The following is a 21,121-nucleotide window of genomic DNA, read 5'->3' as shown; positions in this document are numbered from 1 at the left end:
CTCCTTACGCGAGGCCGGCGGCGACGGCCTTCTCGGTGGCCGCGCGGACCGCGGCCTCCTGCTCGGGCGGCAGCGGGACCCGCGGGGGGCGCACCGGGCCGCCGTACCGTCCGACGACGTCCATGGAGAGTTTGATCGCCTGCACGAACTCCGTCTGCGAGTCCCAGCGCAGCAGCGGGTGCAACTGCCGGTACAGCGGGAGCGCGGTGGTGAGGTCCCCGGCGAGCGCGGCGCGGTACAGCTCCGCCGAGGCGCGCGGCAGGGCGTTGGGGTAGCCGGCCACCCAGCCCTTGGCGCCGGCCACCGCCAGCTCCAGCAGTACGTCGTCGGCGCCGATCAACAGGTCCAGTTCCGGCGCGAGTTCGGCGATGCGGTAGGCACGGCGGACGTCACCGGAGAACTCCTTGACGGCGTGCACGAGACCCTCGCCGTGCAGCCGGGCGAGGAGTTCGGGCACCAGGTCGACCTTGGTGTCGATCGGGTTGTTGTACGCCACCACGGGCAGGCCCGCCCGCGCGACCTCCGCGTAGTGGGCGAGCACCGACCGCTCGTCGGCGCGGTAGGCGTTGGGCGGCAGCAGCATCACCGAGGCGCAGCCGGCCTCGGCCGCCTGCTCGGCCCAGCGGCGGGCCTCGGCCGAGCCGTACGCGGCGACGCCCGGCATCACCCGCTCGCCGCCGATCGCGGCCACGGCGGTCTCCACCACCCGCGCCCGCTCCTCGGGGGTGAGCACCTGGTACTCGCCGAGCGAGCCGTTCGGTACGACGCCGTCGCAGCCGCCCGCGACGAGCCAGGCGCAGTGCTCGGCGTACCGGTCGTGGTCGACCGAGAGGTCGTCGCGCAGCGGGAGGGCGGTGGCGACGAGGATGCCGCGCCAGGGGCGGTGCTGCGGGTCGGTCATGGGGCTCTCCCAATCAATAGGGTGTGACATGTTACTGAGGTGCGGGACGGGCTGAGGCCTTCCCGGCAGGGCGGGTCCCGCCCGTGTGCGGCGGGGCGTACGCGGTCCGTCTCCGGGGGGCGGACCGGTCGGTCTCCGGCAGGGCGGGCTCAGTCCGTCTCGGGAAGGGCGGGCTGTTCCGGCTCCGGCGGTGTGGGCTCATTCCGGCGCCGGCGGGGCCGACTCAGCCGGGTCCGGCAGACCGGCCAGGACGCCGAGCGGTACCGGCCGGGCGAACGGCCGCCGGCCGGCGGTGAGCGGGCATCCGCTCAGGCCGGCCACCGCGGGCGCGCACATCCGCCCCTGGCACCAGCCCATCCCGGCCCGGGTGAGCAGCTTCACGGTGCGCAGGTCGCCGGCGCCCAGCGTGCCGACGGACGCGCGCACCTGCCCGGCGGTGACCTCCTCGCAGCGGCACACCACCGTGTCGTCGGGGACCCGGTCCGCCCAGCCCGCCGGAGCGGTGTACACGGCGTCCAGGGCCGTGGCGAACTCCCGCAGCCGGGTCCGCGCCCGGGCGGCGGCGGCCCAGCGGCGCGGGTCGGGGGCGGTGCCGTGCAGCCGGGCGGCGGCCGAGCGTCCGGCGATGTGCCCCTCGGCGAGCGCGAGCGCCGCGCCGCCGACCCCGGTGGCCTCCCCGGCGGCCCAGACACCGGGCACGTCGGTGCGCTGCTCCTCGTCGACCTGTACGGCGGTGCCGGACAGAGCGCAGCCGAGGGTCTCGGCGAGGTCGGTGTGCGGCAGCATGCCGTGGCCGACGGCGAGGGTGTCGCAGGGGATGCGGCGGGCGCTGCCGGGCCGGAGGTGTCCGTCCCGGTCGAGCGCGGCCACCGTCACCGCCTCCAGCCGGTCGGTGCCGTGCGCGGCCACGACGGTGTGCCGGGCCAGCGTGCGCACCGCGTGCCGCAGCAGCCGGGCCGCGTATCCGGCGCCCTCGGCCAGTTTGCCGGGCTGTGCGGCCAGGGCGGGCGCCCGGCGCAGCAGCGCGGCGGGACCGGCCGACTCGACCAGCGCGGCGACCCGGGCACCGGCCGCGGCGAGCCCGGTGGCCACCGGCAGCAGCAGCGGCCCGGTCCCGGCGACCACGGCCGTCCGGCCGGGCAGCACCAGGCCGCCCTTGAGCATGGCCTGCGCGCCGCCGGCCGTGACGACCCCGGGCAGCGTCCAGCCCGGGAAGGGCAGCACCTGCTCGTACCCGCCGGTGGCCAGCAGGACGGCGTCGGCGCGGACGGTGACGCCCTCCTCCTGCGCGGGGCCGAGCAGGGCGTGCACGCAGAACGTTCCGGAGGCGGAGTCCCGCTCCACGCACCACACGTGATGGTCGGTCAGGTGCGTGATGCGGCCGGCCTCGCGGTGCCGGTCCAGGGCGTCCCGCAGCCGTTCCCAGGTGCGCCACTGGTGGTGCAGGGCCTGCGGCCGGCGGGCGCCGAGGGCGGGGGCGGGCTGCCGGTAGAACTGGCCGCCGGCCTGCTCGGCCGCGTCGACCAGGACGACCCGGACGCCTCGTGCGGCCGCCGCCAGCGCCCCGGCGAGGCCGGCCGGGCCCGCGCCGACGACGGCGAGTCGCGGTCGTTCAGTCATCGTCCCGGCCCGTCCCCTCCTGTGTGCGGATCACGTCGCCCGGGCGCGCCGGCACCAGGCAAGCCCGTTGGTTCGGGCGGCCGTTGACGGTCACCAGGCAGTCGAAGCACACCCCGATCCCGCAGAACACCCCGCGGGGCCGGCCGGCGCCGCGCGTGCTGCGCCAGGCCGTCACGCCCGCCGCCCACAGGGCCGCCGCGACCGTCTGGCCCGGCAGCGCCGACAGGGACCGGCCGTCGAAGGTGACGGTGCAGGCCTCGCCCGGCCGGGCGCGGGTCGACTCCAGCGGATTCACCGGACGTCGCCTCCCTCGGTGTCGAACCGCTCCGGCCGGAACGGTGTGAGATCCAGTTCGGGTGCCTTGCCGGTGAGTACCTGGGCGATCAACTGCCCGGTGCCGGGGGCGAGTCCGATGCCCGCGCCCTCGTGCCCGCAGGCGTGGAACAGGCCGGGCGCCCGCGGGTCGGCGCCGACGGCCGGCAGGTGGTCGGGCAGGTACGGCCGGAAGCCCGCGTATGTCCGCAGGGCGCGGACCCGCTCCAGGAACGGGAACAGCCCGATCGCCCCGGCCGCCAGCGCCCGTACCGCGGGCAGCGACAGCGAGCGGTCGAAGCCCACCCGTTCCCGGGTGGCACCGATCAGCACCGGACCGGCGGCCGTGCCCTCCACGACCGGTGACGTGCGCAGGGCGGCCGAGTCACTGGCCACGTCGGCCACGTAGTCCGCCGCGTACACCTTGTGCCGGACCATCCGCGGCAGCGGCTCGGTGACCAGCACGAAGCCGCGCCGCGGAAGCACCGGCAGTCGGACGCCGGCGAGCGCCGCGACCTCGCCGCCCCAGGTGCCGGCCGCGTTCACCACCGCCGGGGCGTGGATGTCGCCCCGGTCGGTGCGGACGCCGTACACCGTGCCGTCCGCCGTGCGCAGCACCCCGGTCACGGTGCGGTCGGTGTGCAGGGCGGCACCGGAGGCGCGGACCAGGTGGGCGGCGGCCAAAGCGGGCATGACCTGCGCGTCCTGCGGGTAGTGCACTCCGCCCGCCATGCCCGGTGCCAAGTGCGGCTCCAGCTCCGTCAGTTGCCTGGCGTCGACCGGTGCGGCGGAGACGCCGGCGCCGCTCTGGGCCGCCGCGAACTCCCGCAGCGCGGCCAGGGCTTTGGGGGTGGAGGCGACCACGAGGCCGCCCTTGGGCTCGTACTCGAGAGCGGCGCCGTGCTCCTCGGCCAGCCCGGCCCACAACCGTGCCGACAGCAGGGCGAGTCCGAGTTCCGGGCCCGGTTCCTTGTCGGAGACGAGCAGGTTGCCCTCGCCGGCGCCGGTGGTGCCGCCGGCAACCGGGCCCCGGTCCACCAGCCGTACGTCGAGTCCGGCCCGTGCGGCGTACAGCGCACAGGCCGCGCCCACCATCCCGGCCCCGACGACCACGACATCGCAGGTCAGTCGCTTCGTCACGGCAGTACTATGTCACATGTTTCTCTGGCTGAGGAGTCCCCGGCGCCGACCCCGATTCCCAGGCGTGGACGCCCCCTTGACGTCGTACGGAGCCGGATCGACACTCCAAGGAGGGAATCCTAGTGAACAGGTAGGGAATCATGGCGCGCCTCCGGACGGGCACCGGCTCCACGGGCCGGACGCCGTTGCGCGCCCCCCTGCTCACCTCCCGCCGCCACATCGACCTGCAGCGCGTCTGCAGCGCGATCAGCCGCCACCGCTGAGCCGGGCCCCGCTCGCCCCCCGGCCGCGCCCGCGCCGGCCGCGCCCCTCCGCACGCCCACCACCCGGGGAGACCCATGTCCATCGCTCCGCTCGCCGCCGTCCCGTCCGCCCGCCGCACCGCCCCCGTCTTCCGCGGACGGATCGGTCAGGACGCGCGCAGCGGCCACTACGCCGTGCCGCACCGCTACCGGCTCCACCTGTCCACCGCCTGCCCCGACGGGCTGCGCCTCGCCGTCGGGCACAGCCTGCTCGGCCTGGACGCGAGCTGTCCGGTCACCCTCCTGCCCCCCGTCCCGGACTGTCCCGGCGGCGGCCACTCGGCGCTGCGCCCGCTGTACGAGGCAGGCGCCCACCACTACACGGGCCCGGCGCTCGCACCCGTGCTGAGCGACGACTGGTCCGGACGCATCGTCAGCACCCACACCCCCGACATCCTGCGCGACCTGGACCGGTTCGGGCCGGGCGGCCGGGCCCGCCTGTACCCCTCCGGGCTGGAGTCCGTGATCGAGGCCGTCGAGCGGATGTGCGCCGAGGGCGTCGAGGAGGCCGCGCAGCGCGCCGGCCGGGCCGGCGCCGACCCGGCCGAGCGGGCCGCCGCCCTCGACGTGCTGCTCGACACCCTGGGCCGGCTGGAGCGGCGGCTGAGCGCAGAGGAGTACCTGGCCGACGACCGGCTCACCGCCGCCGACGTCGAACTGTGGGTGACCCTGGTGCAGCTCGACACCGTCCACCGCTGCCACCTCGACGCCTCCGCCGTGCACCGCATCGCCGGCCACCGCGCCCTGTGGGCCTACGCCCGCCGCCTGGCCGCGCGTCCCGCGTTCGGCCGCCACCTCGACCTCGACGGCATCGCCCGCCGCCACCATGGCCGCTGCCAGGGCCTGGAGGCCGCGGGGGCCGCTGTCCAGATCCTGGACTGGGCAGGCCATGCCGCGGACAGCCCGGACGCTTCTCGCAGGTGAGAGCGGCCAGGCAGTGTCCATGTGGCGGACGGCCGTTGACAATCGAACGGGCAACTGCCTTACTTACGGCTCAGAACGGTCATGAGCGTCAGCGCCAAGCCCTGGCTCGCTGACCGGCAACCCTCGCGTCGCGGTGGGGTGCCCCAGGTGACGACCGGACCGGACGACGCATTCGGTAAGCGCGAGGCCCCACGGGGCCGGAACAGTGACAGGTGACGCCATGGACGCAGCTCTCAGGACGGCCGCGAGCCGCCCCCAGGGCTGCGTACCGTCGTACGCCGGTCTCCTGGTCGCCGACCGGGCCGTCGATCTGCTCCGCGTGAACAGCGCACTGTGTACCGCACCGGGCTCTGCCCGCTGTCAGGGCTGACGTCTCCTCCCAGCCCCGCGTTCCCGCCGCACACCCACCGCCCGGTGTGCCGTTGTCCGCCCCGCCCCCGGTTCCGCGCCCGCCCGACGCGCCGCCTCGTGCCCCCGTGCCGACGCGGCCCACCTCCGACCGCGCGCGGCCCCGGGGTGTCCGACCTCCGCCGGAGCCCGCCATGAGCGAACCACCAGGCACCGCCGTCTCGACAGCCGAGCCGCCGGTACGCGCCGACACACCGTCAGAAACTCTCACCGCTCAGCGGGTTCAGCCGCTGCGCCGGCCCGGCCGGTGGATCGTCACCGCCGTGGTCCTCGTGCTCGTCGCGCAGATCCTGCACGGACTGGTCACGAACCCCTTCTACCAGTGGGACCGCTTCCGCTACTGGTTCCTGCGCCCGACCGTCCTCGACGGCCTCCTCGTCACCCTCGAAGTCGCCGCGCTCAGCGCGGTGCTGGGCCTCCTCGGCGGGATCCTGCTGGCCGTCGCCCGGCTCTCCGGAAGCCCGGTGCTGCGCGCGGTCAGCTGGACCTACACCTGGCTGTTCCGCTCCGTACCGCTGATCGTGGTGCTGATCTTCCTGTACAACTTCAGCGCCCTGTACAAGACGCTGAGCCTCGGGGTGCCCTTCGGGCCCGCCTTCGTCACCTTCAACGAGTCGCGGCTGGCCACGGACATGACGATCGCCGTCCTCGGCCTCAGCCTCAACGAGGCGGCGTACGCGTCCGAGGTGGTCCGCGGCGGCATCCTCTCCGTCGACCAGGGACAGCACGAGGCGGCCGCCGCGCTCGGCCTGCCCAAGGGCTACCAGTTCCGCCGGATCGTCTTCCCGCAGGCCCTCAGGTCCATCACCCCGAACTACGTCAACCAGCTGATCGGCCTCATCAAGAGCACGTCCCTGGTGTTCTACGTGTCCCTGCTCGACCTGTTCGGCGCCGTGCAGTCGATGGGCAACACCTACCCGGGTGACATCGTGCCGCTGCTGGTGGTCGCCACCGTCTGGTACCTGATCCTGACCAGCGCCGTGTCCGTCGCCCAGTTCTACGTCGAGCGGCACTACGCCCGGGGCGCCACGCGCACCCTGCCGCCGACCCCGGTGCAGAAAGCCCGGGCCGGCCTCGCCGGACTGCGCGACCGGCTGCGCAGGGAGGCCGCCGTATGACCACCGCACCGACGCTCGCCAAGCCCGCGCCCGCCGCACTCGAGATCCGTGGCGTCCACAAGTGGTACGGCACCCACCGCGTCCTCGACGGCATCGACCTGACCGTCCGCCCCGGCGAGGTCACCGTGATCATCGGTCCGTCCGGCTCCGGCAAGTCCACGCTGCTCAGGGTGGTCAACCACCTGGAGAAGCCCGAGATCGGCCACGTCAGCGTGGGCGGCGAACTCATCGGGGTGAAGCGGCAGGGGGAGCGGCTGAAGGAGCTGAGCGAGCGCACCATCCTCGCCCAGCGCAGCCGGATCGGCTTCGTCTTCCAGAACTTCAATCTCTTCCCGCACCTGACCGTCCTCGACAACGTCGCCGCCGCTCCCGTCGCCACCGGCAGGCTGGCCCGGCCGGCCGCCCAGGAACTCGCCCGCGAACTGCTCGGCCGGGTAGGCCTGAGCGACAAGGCGGGCGCCTACCCGCGGCAGTTGTCCGGCGGCCAGCAGCAGCGCGTCGCCATCGCCCGCGCCCTCGCCCTGCGGCCCGGGATCATCCTCTTCGACGAGCCGACCTCGGCACTCGACCCCGAACTCGTCGGCGAGGTGCTGGCCGTCATCAAGGACCTGGCGACCAGCGGCACCACCCTCCTCATCGTCACCCACGAGATCGGCTTCGCCCGCGAGGTCGCCGACCGGGTCGTCTTCATCGACGGCGGACGGATCGTCGAACAGGGCCCGCCCGGCCAGGTGCTGGACCGCCCCCGGCACGAACGGACCCGGGACTTCCTCGCCAAGGTGCTCTGACCGCCCGCCTGTTGTCGCACTCCCGCACCGCAACTCCCGACCCCCGGTCCTTCCCGGACCTTCCGTACCTCCCGACCTTCCGAACGACAAGGACAGCCATGCCCAGCCAGTTCTCCCGACGCAGCCTGATACGCGGCCTCACCGCGGCGACCGTGACCCTCTCCCTGGCCGGCGGACTCGCCGCCTGCGGGGGAGACAGCGACGCGGCAACCACCACCGACACGGCCGGCACGGTGACCGTGGGCCGGCTGTCCAACGGCGCCGCGAAGGAGACCGCGCTGAAGGTCTCCGAGGTGAAGTCGATCAGCGCCCACCTGCCCGCCTCCGTCCGCAAGAGCGGCAAGCTCGTCATCGGTGTCGGCGCCCTGCCTTCGGGGTCCGCACCGCTGAACTTCGTGGGCAGCGACCAGAAGACCCTCACCGGCTCCGAGCCCGACCTCGGCCGCCTGGTGGCCGCGGTGCTCGGCCTCGACCCCGAGGTCAGGAACAACACCTGGGAGAACCTCTTCGTCGGGGTCGACAGCGGCAAGGTCGACGTGGCCTTCTCCAACGTCACCGTCACCGAGGAGCGCAAGAAGAAGTACGAGTTCGCCTCCTACCGCAAGGACAACCTCGCCTTCGAGGTGCTGAAGAAGAGCACCTGGAACTTCGACGGCAACTACGAGAACCTCGCCGGGAAGACGGTCACCGTGAGCGCCGGCACCAACCAGGAGAAGATCCTCCTGGAGTGGAAGACCAAGCTGGCCAAGGAGGGCAAGAAGCTCACCGTCAAGTACTTCCCGGACCAGAACGCCATCAACCTGGCGCTGAGCAGCGGCAAGGTCGACGCGTACTTCGGCCCCAACCCCGCCATCGCGTACCGGGCCCGGCAGAGCGCGAACACCCCGAACCCGACCCGCAACGCGGGCACTTTCTCCGGTGCCGGTGCGACCCTCCAGGGCCTGATCGCCGCCACCGCCAAGAAGGACAGCGGGCTCGCCGAGCCGCTCGCCGAGGCCCTCAACTACCTCATCGAGCACGGGCAGTACGGCAAGTGGCTGGCCGCGTACAACCTCTCCAGCGAGTCCGTGGCGAAGGCGGAGGTCAACCCGCCCGGGCTGCCGCTCACCAACTCCTGACCGCCCGTCACACGGTTGACGTTCCCCGCAGAACCCGCAGAAAGGACTCCGCTTCCGTGGCCCACCCGACCGACGTCCGCCGAGGCGGAGTCCCACTGCTAACGGGTGGTCCCGCCCTCGACAACGCCGTCTGGGCCGCCCTCGACGGTCCGCACGCCCACCTCGCCGACCGGCACGGCCGGGCGGCCCGCTACCGGCCGGAGACGTACGCCTTCGCGGCGCTCGCCGACCCGGCGGACCCGGCGGCCTGGGCCGACCTGCACACGCTCGTCGGACCGGGAACCACCGTACGGGTCAAGCCCGTCGAGCGGGTCCCCGACGGGTGGGAGGTGCTCGGCGAGGGCGAGGGCGTCCAGCTCGTCGACACCGCGCTGCGGGCCGAACCGGCCCCGGAGGCGGTGCGCCTGGGCCCCGATGACCTCCCCGAGATCCTCGACCTGGTCGCCCGTACCCGGCCGGGCCCGTTCCTGCGGCGGACCGTCGAGATGGGCACCTATCTCGGCATCCGGCACCAGGGCAGGCTGGTCGCCATGGCGGGGGAAAGGCTGCGGCTGCCCGGCTGGACCGAGATCAGCGCCGTGTGCACCGACCCCGCCCACCGCGGGCGGGGCCTGGCGACCCGGCTGGTGCGCGCGGTCGCGGCGGGCGTCCGGGACCGCGGGGACACCCCGTTCCTGCACGCCGCTGCCGGCAACGCACCCGCGATCCGGCTGTACGAGTCCCTCGGGTTCACCCTGCGCCGCCGCTCCCGCATCGTGCAGCTGCGCAGCCCGGGAACAACCGGCGCCGGCCGGGCGTTGGGTGTCATGACGAGAGCCGCCAGGCGGACGCCGGTCCGGCCTGCCGCGCCCGACGGAGGGAGGTGACGGCCGTGACCCGGTTGCCCCGGCAGCCACGCCTGCCGCGCGCTCCGCACCCGTACCGCTCCGTCCGTCTGCACTCCCGGCCGCACATAGACCTCCAGCGCGTGTCCGCCGCGCTCTGTCGCCACTGACCTTTCCCCCGGCCTGCTCCCCGGCCCGGATCCTCCCTGCCGCGCTCGCCCGTGGCCGCCGCCGCCCGCCCCGGCCGCCGCCCGCACCGCGAGCCGGTGTTTCGCGTACGGACATCAAGGAAGGCACCGACGTGTCCTCGACCTCCCCCGCCCCCCTGCATCTCGCCGTCGCCCTGGACGGCACCGGTTGGCACCCGGCGTCCTGGCGCGAGCCGGCCGCCCGTCCCCGGGACCTGTTCACCGCCCGGTACTGGGCCGATCTGATCACCGAGGCCGAACGAGGCCTGCTCGACTTCGTCACCCTCGAGGACGGCCTCGGCCCGCAGTCCTCCCGGCTCCTCGCGCCCGACGAGCGCACCGACCAGGTCCGCGGCCGGCTCGACGCGGTCCTCGTCGCCTCCCGCGTCGCCCCGCTCACCCGGCACATAGGCCTGGTCCCGACCGTGGTGGCCACGCACACCGAGCCGTTCCACATCTCCAAGGCGATCGCCACCCTCGACTACGTCAGCACCGGACGCGCGGGCCTGCGCGTGCGGACCACCTTCCGCCCGGACGAGGCCGCGCACTTCGGCCGGCGCACCATCCCCCGGATCGACGGCTTCGACGCCCCCGAGGCGCGGGAGGTGATCAGCGAGCTGTTCGACGAGGCCGCGGACTACGTCGAGGTGGTCCGCCGGCTCTGGGACAGCTGGGAGGACGACGCCGAGATCCGGGACGCGGTGACCGGCCGCTTCGTCGACCGGGACAAGCTGCACTACATCGACTTCGAGGGCCGCTTCTTCAGCGTCAAGGGCCCCTCCATCACGCCCCGCCCGCCGCAGGGCCAGCCGCTGGTCACCGCGCTCGCCCACCAGACGGTCCCGTACCGGCTGGTGGCCCGCCAGGCCGACGTCGGCTACGTCACCCCCCAGGACGCGGACGAGACCCGGGCGATCGTCGCCGAGATCCGCGCCGAGCAGGAGGCGGCGGGCCGCGCCGGCGAGACCCTGCACGTCTTCGGCGACCTCGTCGTTCTCCTGGACGACAGCCGGGCCGAGGCGGAGGGCCGCCTCGACCGTCTCGACACGCTCGCGGGGGAGCCGTACACCAGCGACGCCCGGATCTTCACCGGGACGGCCGTACAACTCGCCGACCTGCTTGAGGAGTTGGCGGAAGGCGGGCTGACCGGCTTCCGGCTGCGGCCCGCGGTCGCCGGCCACGACCTGCCCCGGATCACCCGGGACCTGGTGCCCGAGCTGCAGCGCCGCCGCCGCTTCCGGGACGCCTACGAGGCCGGTACCCTGCGCGGCCTCCTCGGCCTGGCCCGCCCCGCCAACCGCTACGCAGCGGCCTGAACGCCGGAGAGGACGACCGTACGCCATGAGCAAGCCGCTGAAGCAGATCCACCTGGCCGCCCACTTCCCCGGGGTCAACAACACCACCGTGTGGAGCGACCCGGCCGCCGGCAGCCACATCGAGTTCAGCTCCTTCGCCCACTTCGCGCGGACCGCCGAACGCGCCAAGTTCGACTTCCTGTTCCTCGCCGAGGGACTGAGGCTGCGCGAACAGGGCGGCAGGATCTACGACCTCGACGTGGTCGGCCGCCCCGACACCTTCACCGTGCTGGCCGCGCTGGCCGCCGTCACCGACCGGCTCGGCCTGACCGGCACCATCAATTCCACCTTCAACGAGCCGTACGAGGTGGCCCGCCAGTTCGCCACCCTCGACCACCTCTCCGACGGCCGGTCCGCGTGGAACGTGGTCACCTCCTGGGACGCCTTCACCGGCGAGAACTTCCGGCGCGGCGGCTTCCTGCCGCAGGAGGAGCGCTACTCCCGCGCCAAGGAGTTCCTCGCCACCGCACACGAGCTGTTCGACTCCTGGCGCGGCGACGAGATCCTCGCCGACCAGGCCACCGGCACCTTCCTCCGGGACGCCGAGGCCGGCGCCTTCGTGCACCAGGGGCAGCACTTCGACATCCACGGCCGGTTCAACGTCCCGCGCTCCCCGCAGGGCCGGCCGGTCGTCTTCCAGGCCGGCGACTCGGAGGAGGGCCGCGAGTTCGCCGCCGCCGGCGCCGACGCCATCTTCAGCCGGTACTCCACGCTGAAGGAGGGCCAGGCCTTCTACACGGACGTCAAGTCCCGTCTCGCCACGTACGGCCGCCGCCCCGACCAGCTGCTCATCCTGCCCGCCGCGACCTTCGTCCTCGGCGACACCGACCAGGAGGCCGCCGAACTCGCCCGGCAGGTCCGCCGGCAGCAGGTCAGCGGTGCCACCGCCATCAAGCACCTGGAGTTCGTCTGGAACCGGGACCTGTCGGCGTACGACCCGGAGGGTCCGCTGCCCGACGTCGACCCGGTGGTCGCCGAGGAGCACATCTCCCGGGGCCGCGCCCAGGTGCGGATGTACCGGGACCCGGTCGCCATCGCCCGCGAGTGGCGGCAGCTCGCCGAGGCCAACAAGTGGTCCATCCGCGACCTGGTCATCAACACCGGCAACCGGCAGACGTTCATCGGCTCCCCGGCCACCGTCGCGCGGACCATCAACGACTTCGTGCAGGCCGACGCCTCCGACGGCTTCATCCTCGTCCCGCACATCACCCCGGGCGGACTCGACGCGTTCGCCGACAAGGTGGTCCCCCTCCTGCAGGAACAGGGCGTCTTCCGCGCCGACTACGAGGGCACCACCCTGCGCGACCACCTCGGCCTCGCCCACCCCGACGAGTCCGGCGCGGCCGAGCGGGCCGCGTCGTGAGGTTCCTCGCCACCAGTGCCTCCTCGGGGGGCCGTCCCGCGGTGTCGATGACGACGTGCGCGCGGTTCCCCGGCTCGTACTCCCGGCCGGTCACCTCCGGCCACCCGGGCAGCGGCGGCCCGGGCGCGTGCGCACGCGGCGCCGGTGCTCCGCGCGGGTGGACCGCCCCCGTACGTCGTGGCTGAGGGGGAGTCCGGGCGCCCGGGACGCGCGCGTTGTCCCGCAGACCGCACGTGGCTCCGGCGCCCACCGGCGCGCCGGTCCGTCGGCACGCCTGACTCCTCCCCACCACCGCACGGCGTTTCCGCAGCCGCAGCCGCACCGCGAACCGGGCGGCCGGCACACCGGTGCGGGCATGGACGTCACCTCCCCCGTGGGTGACGTCCATGCCCGTTCCCCCGGCGCCGGTCCGTGGCCCGCCGTCGCCGTGTGCCGTCACCAGCACATGACCGCCGTCTCCCCCGACCCCCACGTGGAGTACAGGCGGACCCGGACGACGTAGCGGCGGCCCTTGACGAGCCGGACGCGGACGGCGGCGTTCTCCGGTGTGCCGCCGTCGTCGTGGCCCGTGAGGAAGCGCGGTTCCCCGTCGCGCTCCTCGAAGACCACCAGTACGGTGTCGGCGTCGCCGAAGGTGCCCACGGTGTACTCGCGGGTCTCCGGCGGCTCGACGGTGAAATCGGCCTGCCCGCCCGGCCCGAGACCGAGCGGAGCCGACCGGAACGGCACCAGCGCGGCCGGCCCGGTGGGACCGGTGGGCGGGTACCAGCGCAGCACGAACTCCTTGTCCGCCGGGGACGGCGTGCCGGGCGGACGCAGCCCCCCGCGGTACTGCTCCGGCTCCAGCACCAGCCCCGGCCCGAACGGCAGCGTCATCACCGACTGCGGGTCCCACACCGAGCCGCCCGCCTCACAGGCGTCGAGCTGGCCCAGCACGTTCCGGTACGTCGTCTCCCGGCTGAAGAAGTTCGGCGGGCCCGCCAGCTCGGCGTACACGGCCTCGTCGTCCCAGTGCAGCCCGGCGAACGGACTCTGGTGCTCGTGCACCATGCCGAGCGCGTGCCCGATCTGGTGCAGTACCGTCCCGCGCTCCCCGGGCGCGGTCACGTCCCAGCCGAGGTTCATGGTGCGCTCGCCCCGGCCCACCGACAGGGCGTCCCGGCCCACCGCCGACCAGGACCCGGCACCGGCCTGGAACCCGATCCGCAGCTCCGCCTCGCAGCGGTCGCCGACCTCGGCGAAGCCGACGCCGATGCCGAGATCCCGCCACTCGCCGAAGCACGAGCGGACCACGTCCCGCTGCTCCTCGCCGCCCGCCCACGGCACCCGGCGCAGCTCCCCGGTCCCGGGGACCGGGATGACCGAGGCGTCGGTGCGGGCGTCCAGGAAGCAGTAGTGCAGCACGGTGCCGTTGACCCACATCCGCCGCCCCGCGAGCAGCGCGCCCAGCCGCTCGGCCGTCAGCCCCGGGGCGAACGCCGGGGCCGGCTGCCGCGGAAGCGAGCAGAGGCGTCGGGTCATGCGGCCAGAGTGCCGCCCGCCCCGCCCGGACGCCTGAGTCGGGGGCTACTCAAGTCGCCCTGTATCAAACCTGAGTACGCGCGCTCCAGATGATGTGAGGACCTACGAACAGGACGCCAAGACACTGGAGCTGCCCTGGCCGTTCACCGGCCGGGCGGACGAACTGGAGCTGGTGCGCGGTGCGCTGACCGCCGGCCGGCCCGGCATCGTGGTGACCGGCCCGGCGGGCCGCGGCAAGACCCGGCTGATCACGGAGGCCGTCCGGGGTACGGACCACGCCCGGGTGACCGGCACGCCCGAGGCCCCGGACCTGCCCCTGGCGGCGTTCGCGCACCTGCTCCCCGACACCGTCTCGCTGCACCGCGCGGTCCGCGCGCTGTCGGGTGTACGCCTCCTCGTGGTGGACGACGCCCAGCTCCTGGACGAGACCTCCGCCGCGCTGGTCCACCAGCTGGCCGTGCACGGCCGCACCCGCCTGGTCGTGGCCGCGGCGGACGGCCCGCCCGCGCCCGCGGCGGTCTCCCGGCTGTGGACCGGGGAACTGCTGCCCCGGCTGCCCCTCGACCCGCTGTCCCGCGAGGACACCGCCCAGCTGCTCGCCGGCGCCGGCCTGGAACCGCTCACCGTGCGCCGGCTGCACCAGGCCTGCCGGGGCGACCTGCGGCTGCTGCGCGACCTGGTGGCCGCGCTCGCCGGGTCCGGCCGGCTGACGGCCGTCGCGGGCACCGGCGAGCGGGCCTGGCGGGGCGCTCTGCCGGTCACCCCCGCCGTCCGCGAGCGGCTCGCCCCCGCCCTGGAGCGGTCCGGGCCCGGCGAACGCGACGTCCTCGAACGCCTCGCGTTCGCCGAACCCCTGCCGCTGCCGGCGGACGAGCTGGACCTGGCCGCCCTGGAACACCTGGAGGCGGACGGCCTGATCGACGTCGACGAACACGGCGCCGTCACCCTCGCCCATCCCCTGCACGGCCCCGCGCTGCGCGCCACGGCCGGCCGGCTGCGGGCCCGGCGGCTCGGCCGCGCGCCCTTCGCACACGGCCCCGCGCTGGCCGCCGAACAGCGCACGCTGGCCCGGCGGACGGAGCGGCTCGACGTCCGCCCGGTGCCGACACCGGTGGGGGAGTGGCTGGTGGCGGAGGGCGGCCCGCTGCCCGCCGGGTACGCCGCGGTCCGCGCCCGGTTCGCCCGCCTGCGAGGAGAGCTGCGGGAGGCAGCGGCCTGGGCCCGGGAGGGGCTGCGGGAGACCGCGTCGGACAGCGGGTGCCTGACGGAACTCGCGCTGGCCGAAGGCCGGTTGGGTGAGGTGACCGATCCGGACGGCGTCCACGCGCTCTACGACGCCGTACGCCTCGGCGAGCCCGAGCGGGCGGTCGGGCGGTTGCCGGCCGGGAGCGTGTTCGCCCGGCACGCGGACGCGCTCGCGCGCGCGGACGGCGCCGCACTGGACCGGGCCGCGGAGGCGCTGGCCGAGCGGGGCTTCCTGCTGTACGCGGCCGAGGCGCACGCCCAGGCGGTACGGGTGCACCGGGATCCGCGGGCCGCGCGGCTGTCCCGTACCCGGGCCGTCGCCCTGGCCCGGCGCTGCCAGGGGGCGCGTACGCCCGCGCTGGCCGGGCTGGTTCTCGGGGAACTCACCGCGCGGCAGCGGCAGATCGTCACGTTGGCCGCGGCGGGGCTGAGCAACCGGGAGATCGCCGAACGGTTGACGTTGTCCGTGCGGACGGTGGGGAACCATCTGTACAGCGCGTACACGCGGCTCGGCACGGGGGATCGGGACGCGTTGCCCTGGCTGGTGGAGATGCCGGAGACGGAGACGGCTTAGGGGGTGCGGGAGGCGGTTCGTGGCCGGGCGCGGGTGCTTCGTGGGGGTGCGCGACCCCTCTCACGCCGCCCCGAACGCCGCGAACGCCCAGCCCGTCGCCTGGTGGACCGCGTCGCCGGGCAGGGCCGCGCGGGCGTCGCGCAGGGCCTCGGGCAGCGAGAGGCCCGCGTCGAGGCCCTTGTGCAGCGACAGCATCAGCGGCACCACCGCCGCGTCGTTGACCGGTGCGCTGCTCGCCACCACCCCGGCCGTGCCCAGCGGCAGCAACGCGGCGACCAAGCCGAGGAGTTCGTCGGCGCCGACCGAGGCGAGGCGGGCGGTGTCGCAGCTGGAGAGGATGATCCGGTACGGACTGCGGGCAAGGCGCTCGAAGTCGTGGACGATCAGCGGGCCGTCGGCCATCCGGAGGGCGGAGAACAGCGGGCTGTCGGCGCGGAACGTGCCGTGCGCCGCGAGGTGGGCGAGGCACGCGCCGTCGAGTTCCGCCAGCACTCGCGGCACCTGCGCGGCCTCGCCCTCCAGGACTGTTGCCGAGCTGTACCGGTCCGCCAGTTCGGACACCTCCGCGCCGCCCGTCGCCAGGCCGGGGCCGCGCACCAGCACCGGCCGGCCGTCGTCCGGCGGCGGCGCCGTCTCCCGGGCCCGCAGCCAGCTGCCCGCCGACGGCGACACGCTCAGCACCCGCTCCCGCAGCGCGGGCAGCAGCGCCCACGGCACCTGGTGCAGCGCGCCCGGCGGCACGATCACCACCGGGCCCGAACCGAGATGCGGCACCGCCCCGGCCAGCAGCAGCTCCTGCAGCCGCCGGCCGGCGGCCTCCACGAGCGGCAGCCGGGCCTCGGCCCCGGGGTGCGCGAGCCGTCGCAGCCCCGCCTGTACGTGCTCGGCCTCGGCCACCGCCTCCGCGAGCGAACCACCCGCGAACCGCCGTACCCTGCCCTGCCCGCACAGCAGGACGTGCACCCGGCCGTCCACCACGGCCAGTTCGACCAGTCGTCCGTCGCCGAGCCGGTCCAGCAGCCGGCCCACGTCGAGCCGGTCGCCCGCGTCGGCGGCGGCCCCGCCCATGTGCCGGGTGCGCGAACGGATCTCCCGTTCCAGGCGGCGCTGTTCGCGCTCCAGCGCCGGCACCGGGCGGCCCTCCATCCGGGCGGCCTCCGCACGGGCCGCGATCTCCCGGTAGGCGGTCAGCCCGCTCAGCAGCGCCGGGTCGTCGGGCGGCCGGGCCGGCGGCGCGGACAGCACGGTCGCCCGCCACCGCTCGCTCCACCCGAGCAGTCGGCGCGGACCGCCCTGCGCGAGACTCACCTCCTGTGCCAGCGCGGCCAGTTCGGCGCCCTGCGCGGTCGCGTGGGCGCGCAGCTCCGAGGCGCCCAGCGTCATCCGGTGGTCGTCCAGCACGTCCAGACCGCGCCGGCACGCCTCCAGCACCCCGCGCCGGGAACCGGCCGCCCGCGCCCGCAGCGCCTGTGCCACCCAGCCCGTCATCCGGGCCGTCGGCGGCCCGCCGTGCCGGCTGCGCGCGGCCACCGCCAGGTGCCGTTCCGCGTCCGCCGTCCAGCCCAGCGCGAGCGCGATCCGGCCCGCGAGCAGCGACGCCTGCGGTGCGGCGGGCGAACCGAAGGAGGCCAGCCGCTCGGCGACCGCCGCCGCGTCCGCGACCATCCGCCCCGACCGGCGCCCGGCCGCCACCCGCGCCTCGAGCAGCACCAGCCGGGCGTGCGTCTCCCACCAGGTCCGGCGCTGCGCCGCGAACAGCCGTACGGCGACGGCGGCGCGGGCTATGGCGGTGTGCGCGTCTCCGGCCGACCGGGCGGCCCACGAAGCGGCGAGCAGCAGCTCGGCCTTGCGGGTGGACTGCCCGCCGATCCGGTCCAGCACCGCGATCGCCGCGTCCGCCTCGGCCAGCGCCTCCGGGGCGAGCCCCGCCGCCATCAGCACCTCGCAGCGCCGGATCGACAGGTTGTACGTGGGCGTGCCCAGCTTGGCGTAGCGTTCCTCGGCCTCGTCCAGCAGCCGCAGCGCCGCCGGGATGTCCCCGGACCGGAACGCGGCCAGCCCCCGGCTCTCCACCGCGTCCGCCTTGTCGTGCTCCTGGCCGGTGGTGTCCCACAGCCGCTCCGCCGCCGTGAAGTCCGCGACGGCCCGGTCCACCGCGCCCAGCGCCAGGTGCACGGTGGCCCTCAGGGTCAGCGCCCGCGCGGTCCAGATGTCGTCGGCGACCTGCCGGAGGACGGGCAGGGCCCGCCGTACGTCCTCCAGGGCCTCCCGGTGACGCCCCAGCACCCACCACACGTAGGCCCGCCGGTACAGCACCCGGGCCCGGGTGTGACCGCTGCCCCGGGCGACCCCCCGCTCGAAGGACGCGAGCCCCTGCCGCGTGCGCCCCGCGTGCACCAGTGCGACCCCCAGCGTGGCCAGCACGTCGGCCTCCCGGTCGGCCGACTCGGCGCGCGCGGCCAGGTCCCGGGCCCGCCGCAGGTGCCGCAGCGCGATCCGCAGATCGCCGAAGTCCCGCTGCCAGATGCCGAGGACCTGGTGGGCGACGCTGGCGTGGACCGGCGACGGAGCGGCGCGCAGCACGTGTTCGGCGCGTGCCCGGGCCTCGCCGGGATCGGCGAACACCATGGGCAGCAGTTCGAGAACCGACTCGCTTCCCGCTGTCACGTCTCGCATGGTAGTGGCCTGCTGTATCAGACGGTGACCCCACGACTCTCACTGTCGGACACCGTCTCGAGGGGGAGGACACCACATGGCACCACACCGCTTCCACGAGCAGTTCGAGCACATCCAGCGCTCGCTGCCGGACGTACCCCTGACCATGGGGCCGGACGACTCGGCCGGATTCCTCTACGAGAGGGGCGTCGTCCTGGTCCGGGACGGCGAGGAGGCCCGGTTCGTCGAGGACACCGTGCGCACCCACTTCACCGACACCCAGGGGCTCGTCCCCGACCACGTGCGCCGTGTCGGCCCGCAGGCCGGCCGCACCGGCGTCACCCGGATCCGGGTCGGCGACCCGGCCGGGGGCGAGGACACCGTGCCGCACGCGCTGCGCGCGGTGCGGGAGGCCGAGGACCGCCAGGGCCGCCGGCTGGCCGGCCGCAACCATGTGGTGCACATCGCGGTCAACGCCTGCCCCGGCGACGAGCCGGTGCCCGTCCCGCGCACCGAGCCCGCCAACCCGGCCGCCGCCGAGGGGAGTCACGACCCGGCCACCGCGGTCGGCGTGCTCGTGGTCGACACCGGTCTGGTGCACGACCACCGCTCCTACCCGCTGCTCGCCCACACCACGGGCGACGCCCAGCTGACCGAGACCGACGGCGACGGCGTGCTCCACCAGTACGTCGGCCACGGCACGTTCATCGCCGGGATCCTCGCGGCCGTCGCGCCCAACACCGACATCACCGTGCGCGGCACCCTCAACGACGCCGGTGCCGTGCTGGAGTCCGAGTTCGGCGCGCTGCTCTTCGAGGCCGTCGACCGGGACGGCTGGCCGGACATCATCAGCCTCTCCGCGGGCACCCCGAGCGCCGACACCGACGGACTGATCGGTCTGGACGGGTTCATGCGGGAACTGCGCGACCAGCGCACGCTGCTGGTGGCCGCCGCCGGCAACAACGGCAGCGACACCCCGTTCTGGCCCGCCGCCTACGCCGCCCTGCCCGAGTACGCCGACTGCGTGCTGTCGGTCGGTGCCCTGCGCGCGGACGGCGAGTCCGAGGCGTGCTTCACCAACCACGGGCCCTGGGTGCGCGTCCACGCCCCCGGCGAGCGCCTCACCAGCGCCCTCACCGGCTTCACCACGCCCGTGCCGTACATCTACCAGCACTCCACCTACGACGCCTGCCGGTTCGGCGCCGACTACCCGTGCACCTGCCAGTACCCCCGCCACACCGGCGTGCTGAGCGAGGGCCGGGAGAGCACCGGTGGCAAGCCGGACCAGGTGATGTTCGACGGTCTCGCGCAGTGGAGCGGCACCTCCTTCGCCACCCCGGTGGCCGCGGGACTCGTCGCCGCCCGCATGTCGGCGTACCGGGAGCGCGACCCGCGGGCGGCCGGCGCGGGGCTGCTGGCGGCCGCCACCGAGCGGGCGGAGGTGCGCGGGGCGCACGTGCCGGCGCTCCGGCCGCCCACCTGGCGCCCCGTCCCGGTCGGGGTCCCGGCCGTGCCCGCATGAGGTCCGGAACCCTCCACTCCGCGGCGTACGATGACAGGCCGTACACAAGGGGTGGAGCCGTGGACCGAGCAGAGGTCGGCGCGTTGGTCCAGTCTGCCGTCGACGGGGACGCCGCGGCCTGGAAGGCGCTGGTGGAAGGGATGAGTCCGCTGGTGTGGTCGGTGGTGCGCGCACACCGGCTGTCGGACGCCGACGGACACGAGGTCTTCCAGACCACGTGGTTCCGCTTCGCCCAGTACCTGGGCCGCATACGGGAACCCGACAAGGCCGGTGCCTGGCTGGCCAGTACCGCCCGGCACGAGTGCCTGAAGGTGCTCAAGGGGCTGGCGCGGCTGACCCTGACCGACGATCCGCGGGTGCTCGACCGGGCCAGCGAGGAGCGGACGCCGGAGGAGTCGCTGATCGACTCGGAGGAGGCGGCGGACCGGGCCGAGCGGGTCCGCCGGCTGTGGCAGGAGCTGGACGGACTGGGCGAGCGCTGCCGGCAGTTGCTGCGCGTGCTGATGGCCTCGCCGCCGCCCAGCTACGGGGAGATCTCGGCCGCGCTCGGTATCGCGGTCGGCAGTATCGGTCCGCTGCGCCAGCGCTGCCTGCGCCGGCTGCGGGCCCGGATGAACGCACGGGGTGCGGTGTGAACGGCGACGACGGCAGGCCCGAGGGGCCGGAGGAGTTCGCGGACGGGCTGCTGGAGGAGGAACTGCGCCAGGCGGCCGCCGTGCTGGACCCGGTCCCGGCCGAGCTGGTGCAGGCGGCCCTGGACGCGTTCGCGCTGCACGACCTGGACGCCCGGCTCGCCGAGCTGTCCTTCGACTCGCTCGTGGACGCGCTGCCGGTCAGGGGCGTCACGGACGCACCGCGGATGCTGACGTTCCGCGCGGGCGAGGTGACCGTCGACGTCGAGGTCACCGAGGACGGCCTGATCGGCCAGGTGCTGCCGCCGCAGCCGGCCCGCATCGAGGTCCTCGGCGGCCCGCAGACCACCCGCGGCCCGCTCACCGCGGACCCCCTCGGCCGGTTCACCAGCACCACCCCGCCGTCCGGCCCCTTCGCCCTGCGGCTGCGGACCGGCGCGGAGGTGATCGTCACGCAGTGGCTGCGGGCCTGACACGGCCGGCACAGGCGCGGCGGCGGGACGCGGCGAGCCGAAGGCCCGTGCCCCGGGATGCGCCCCCACCGGTGGGCCGGAGGCCCGGGCGGGGTGTGCCGGGCGCGAGCCGCGTCTCGGGCCGGAGGCCTGGGGAGG

General features: G+C 75.0%; 19 protein-coding genes and 1 riboswitch. Of the genes, 13 read left to right on the top strand and 6 right to left on the bottom strand.

All coding sequences use genetic code 11. The features are described 5' to 3' along the window. Positions 1-4: 4 nt before the first annotated feature. From ACIP4Y_RS07010 to ACIP4Y_RS06995, 4 genes are all read right to left on the bottom strand, one after another. On the bottom strand, positions 5-901 hold the full coding sequence (locus ACIP4Y_RS07010; RefSeq protein WP_401388847.1) for a dihydrodipicolinate synthase family protein: 897 nt from the start codon (positions 899-901) through the stop codon (positions 5-7). Between the two features lie 198 nt (positions 902-1,099). Continuing rightward, on the bottom strand, positions 1,100-2,521 hold the full coding sequence (locus ACIP4Y_RS07005) for an FAD-dependent oxidoreductase (protein WP_401388844.1): 1,422 nt from the start codon (positions 2,519-2,521) through the stop codon (positions 1,100-1,102). Beyond that, the gene (locus ACIP4Y_RS07000) at positions 2,514-2,816 is read right to left on the bottom strand and encodes a (2Fe-2S)-binding protein (RefSeq protein ID WP_401388841.1); all 303 of its coding nucleotides are present in this window, start codon (positions 2,814-2,816) and stop codon (positions 2,514-2,516) included. The genes ACIP4Y_RS07005 and ACIP4Y_RS07000 overlap by 8 nt, the downstream gene beginning before the upstream one ends. Then, on the bottom strand, positions 2,813-3,973 hold the full coding sequence (locus ACIP4Y_RS06995; protein WP_401388838.1) for an NAD(P)/FAD-dependent oxidoreductase: 1,161 nt from the start codon (positions 3,971-3,973) through the stop codon (positions 2,813-2,815). The genes ACIP4Y_RS07000 and ACIP4Y_RS06995 overlap by 4 nt, the downstream gene beginning before the upstream one ends. Before the next feature lie 140 nt (positions 3,974-4,113). On the opposite strand from ACIP4Y_RS06995, the gene ACIP4Y_RS06990 reads away from it, so the two are divergent. The 9 genes from ACIP4Y_RS06990 to ACIP4Y_RS06950 all read left to right on the top strand — a co-directional run bounded on the left by ACIP4Y_RS06990 (position 4,114) and on the right by ACIP4Y_RS06950 (position 12,361). Beyond that, positions 4,114-4,236, top strand: a complete 123-nt coding sequence (locus tag ACIP4Y_RS06990) for a putative leader peptide (protein WP_358638709.1) — start codon at positions 4,114-4,116, stop codon at positions 4,234-4,236. A 75-nt stretch (positions 4,237-4,311) separates the two neighbouring features. Then, on the top strand, positions 4,312-5,199 hold the full coding sequence (locus tag ACIP4Y_RS06985; protein WP_401388834.1) for a glutathione S-transferase C-terminal domain-containing protein: 888 nt from the start codon (positions 4,312-4,314) through the stop codon (positions 5,197-5,199). Between the two features lie 77 nt (positions 5,200-5,276). After that, positions 5,277-5,387, top strand: a riboswitch (SAM riboswitch). A 354-nt stretch (positions 5,388-5,741) separates the two neighbouring features. Beyond that, a complete protein-coding gene (locus tag ACIP4Y_RS06980) occupies positions 5,742-6,725 on the top strand; it encodes an amino acid ABC transporter permease (RefSeq protein WP_401388831.1) in 984 nt (327 codons plus the stop codon). Beyond that, entirely contained in the window at positions 6,722-7,513 is a 792-nt protein-coding gene (locus ACIP4Y_RS06975; RefSeq protein WP_401388828.1) for an amino acid ABC transporter ATP-binding protein, read from the top strand. Before ACIP4Y_RS06980 ends, ACIP4Y_RS06975 begins: the two co-directional genes overlap by 4 nt. Before the next feature lie 98 nt (positions 7,514-7,611). Continuing rightward, positions 7,612-8,631, top strand: coding sequence for a transporter substrate-binding domain-containing protein (locus ACIP4Y_RS06970; RefSeq protein WP_401388825.1), 1,020 nt, complete (start codon positions 7,612-7,614; stop codon positions 8,629-8,631). A 56-nt stretch (positions 8,632-8,687) separates the two neighbouring features. Next, positions 8,688-9,497, top strand: a complete 810-nt coding sequence (locus ACIP4Y_RS06965; RefSeq protein WP_401388822.1) for a GNAT family N-acetyltransferase — start codon at positions 8,688-8,690, stop codon at positions 9,495-9,497. Beyond that, on the top strand, positions 9,494-9,625 hold the full coding sequence (locus tag ACIP4Y_RS06960; RefSeq protein ID WP_401388820.1) for a putative leader peptide: 132 nt from the start codon (positions 9,494-9,496) through the stop codon (positions 9,623-9,625). Before ACIP4Y_RS06965 ends, ACIP4Y_RS06960 begins: the two co-directional genes overlap by 4 nt. Before the next feature lie 131 nt (positions 9,626-9,756). After that, complete coding sequence (locus tag ACIP4Y_RS06955; RefSeq protein WP_401388817.1) at positions 9,757-10,959, top strand: LLM class flavin-dependent oxidoreductase; 1,203 nt, start codon at positions 9,757-9,759, stop codon at positions 10,957-10,959. Positions 10,960-10,984: 25 nt separating this feature from the next. Then, entirely contained in the window at positions 10,985-12,361 is a 1,377-nt protein-coding gene (locus tag ACIP4Y_RS06950) for an NtaA/DmoA family FMN-dependent monooxygenase (RefSeq protein ID WP_401388814.1), read from the top strand. A 435-nt stretch (positions 12,362-12,796) separates the two neighbouring features. Here ACIP4Y_RS06950 and ACIP4Y_RS06945 read toward each other — a convergent pair whose 3' ends face one another. Further along, positions 12,797-13,882 carry a M12 family metallopeptidase gene (locus ACIP4Y_RS06945; protein ID WP_401388811.1) on the bottom strand — a complete coding sequence of 362 codons (1,086 nt, stop codon included), beginning with the start codon at positions 13,880-13,882 and terminating at the stop codon, positions 12,797-12,799. A gap of 94 nt (positions 13,883-13,976) precedes the next feature. Between ACIP4Y_RS06945 and ACIP4Y_RS06940 the strand changes: the two genes are divergently transcribed. Next, positions 13,977-15,701, top strand: coding sequence for a LuxR C-terminal-related transcriptional regulator (locus tag ACIP4Y_RS06940; RefSeq protein WP_401388808.1), 1,725 nt, complete (start codon positions 13,977-13,979; stop codon positions 15,699-15,701). Between the two features lie 60 nt (positions 15,702-15,761). On the opposite strand, the gene ACIP4Y_RS06935 is transcribed toward ACIP4Y_RS06940, so the two are convergent. After that, a complete protein-coding gene (locus tag ACIP4Y_RS06935) occupies positions 15,762-18,377 on the bottom strand; it encodes a CHAT domain-containing protein (RefSeq protein ID WP_401388805.1) in 2,616 nt (871 codons plus the stop codon). Positions 18,378-18,453: 76 nt separating this feature from the next. Between ACIP4Y_RS06935 and ACIP4Y_RS06930 the strand changes: the two genes are divergently transcribed. The 3 genes from ACIP4Y_RS06930 to ACIP4Y_RS06920 are packed head-to-tail and all read left to right on the top strand — an operon-like array spanning position 18,454 to position 20,983. After that, positions 18,454-19,878: a S8/S53 family peptidase gene (locus ACIP4Y_RS06930; RefSeq protein WP_401388802.1), complete on the top strand. Its 1,425-nt coding sequence runs from the start codon at positions 18,454-18,456 to the stop codon at positions 19,876-19,878. Further along, positions 19,875-20,513, top strand: a complete 639-nt coding sequence (locus tag ACIP4Y_RS06925) for a sigma-70 family RNA polymerase sigma factor (protein ID WP_358638733.1) — start codon at positions 19,875-19,877, stop codon at positions 20,511-20,513. Before ACIP4Y_RS06930 ends, ACIP4Y_RS06925 begins: the two co-directional genes overlap by 4 nt. Then, entirely contained in the window at positions 20,510-20,983 is a 474-nt protein-coding gene (locus ACIP4Y_RS06920; RefSeq protein ID WP_358638735.1) for a hypothetical protein, read from the top strand. The genes ACIP4Y_RS06925 and ACIP4Y_RS06920 overlap by 4 nt, the downstream gene beginning before the upstream one ends. Positions 20,984-21,121 lie beyond the last annotated feature (138 nt).

Origin of the sequence: Streptomyces sp. NPDC088810 (genome assembly GCF_044750305.1) — a bacterium.
GTDB lineage: Bacteria > Actinomycetota > Actinomycetes > Streptomycetales > Streptomycetaceae > Streptomyces.
Note: the sequence above shows the minus strand (reverse complement) of the source record. Positions and strands in the feature narration are given on the sequence as shown.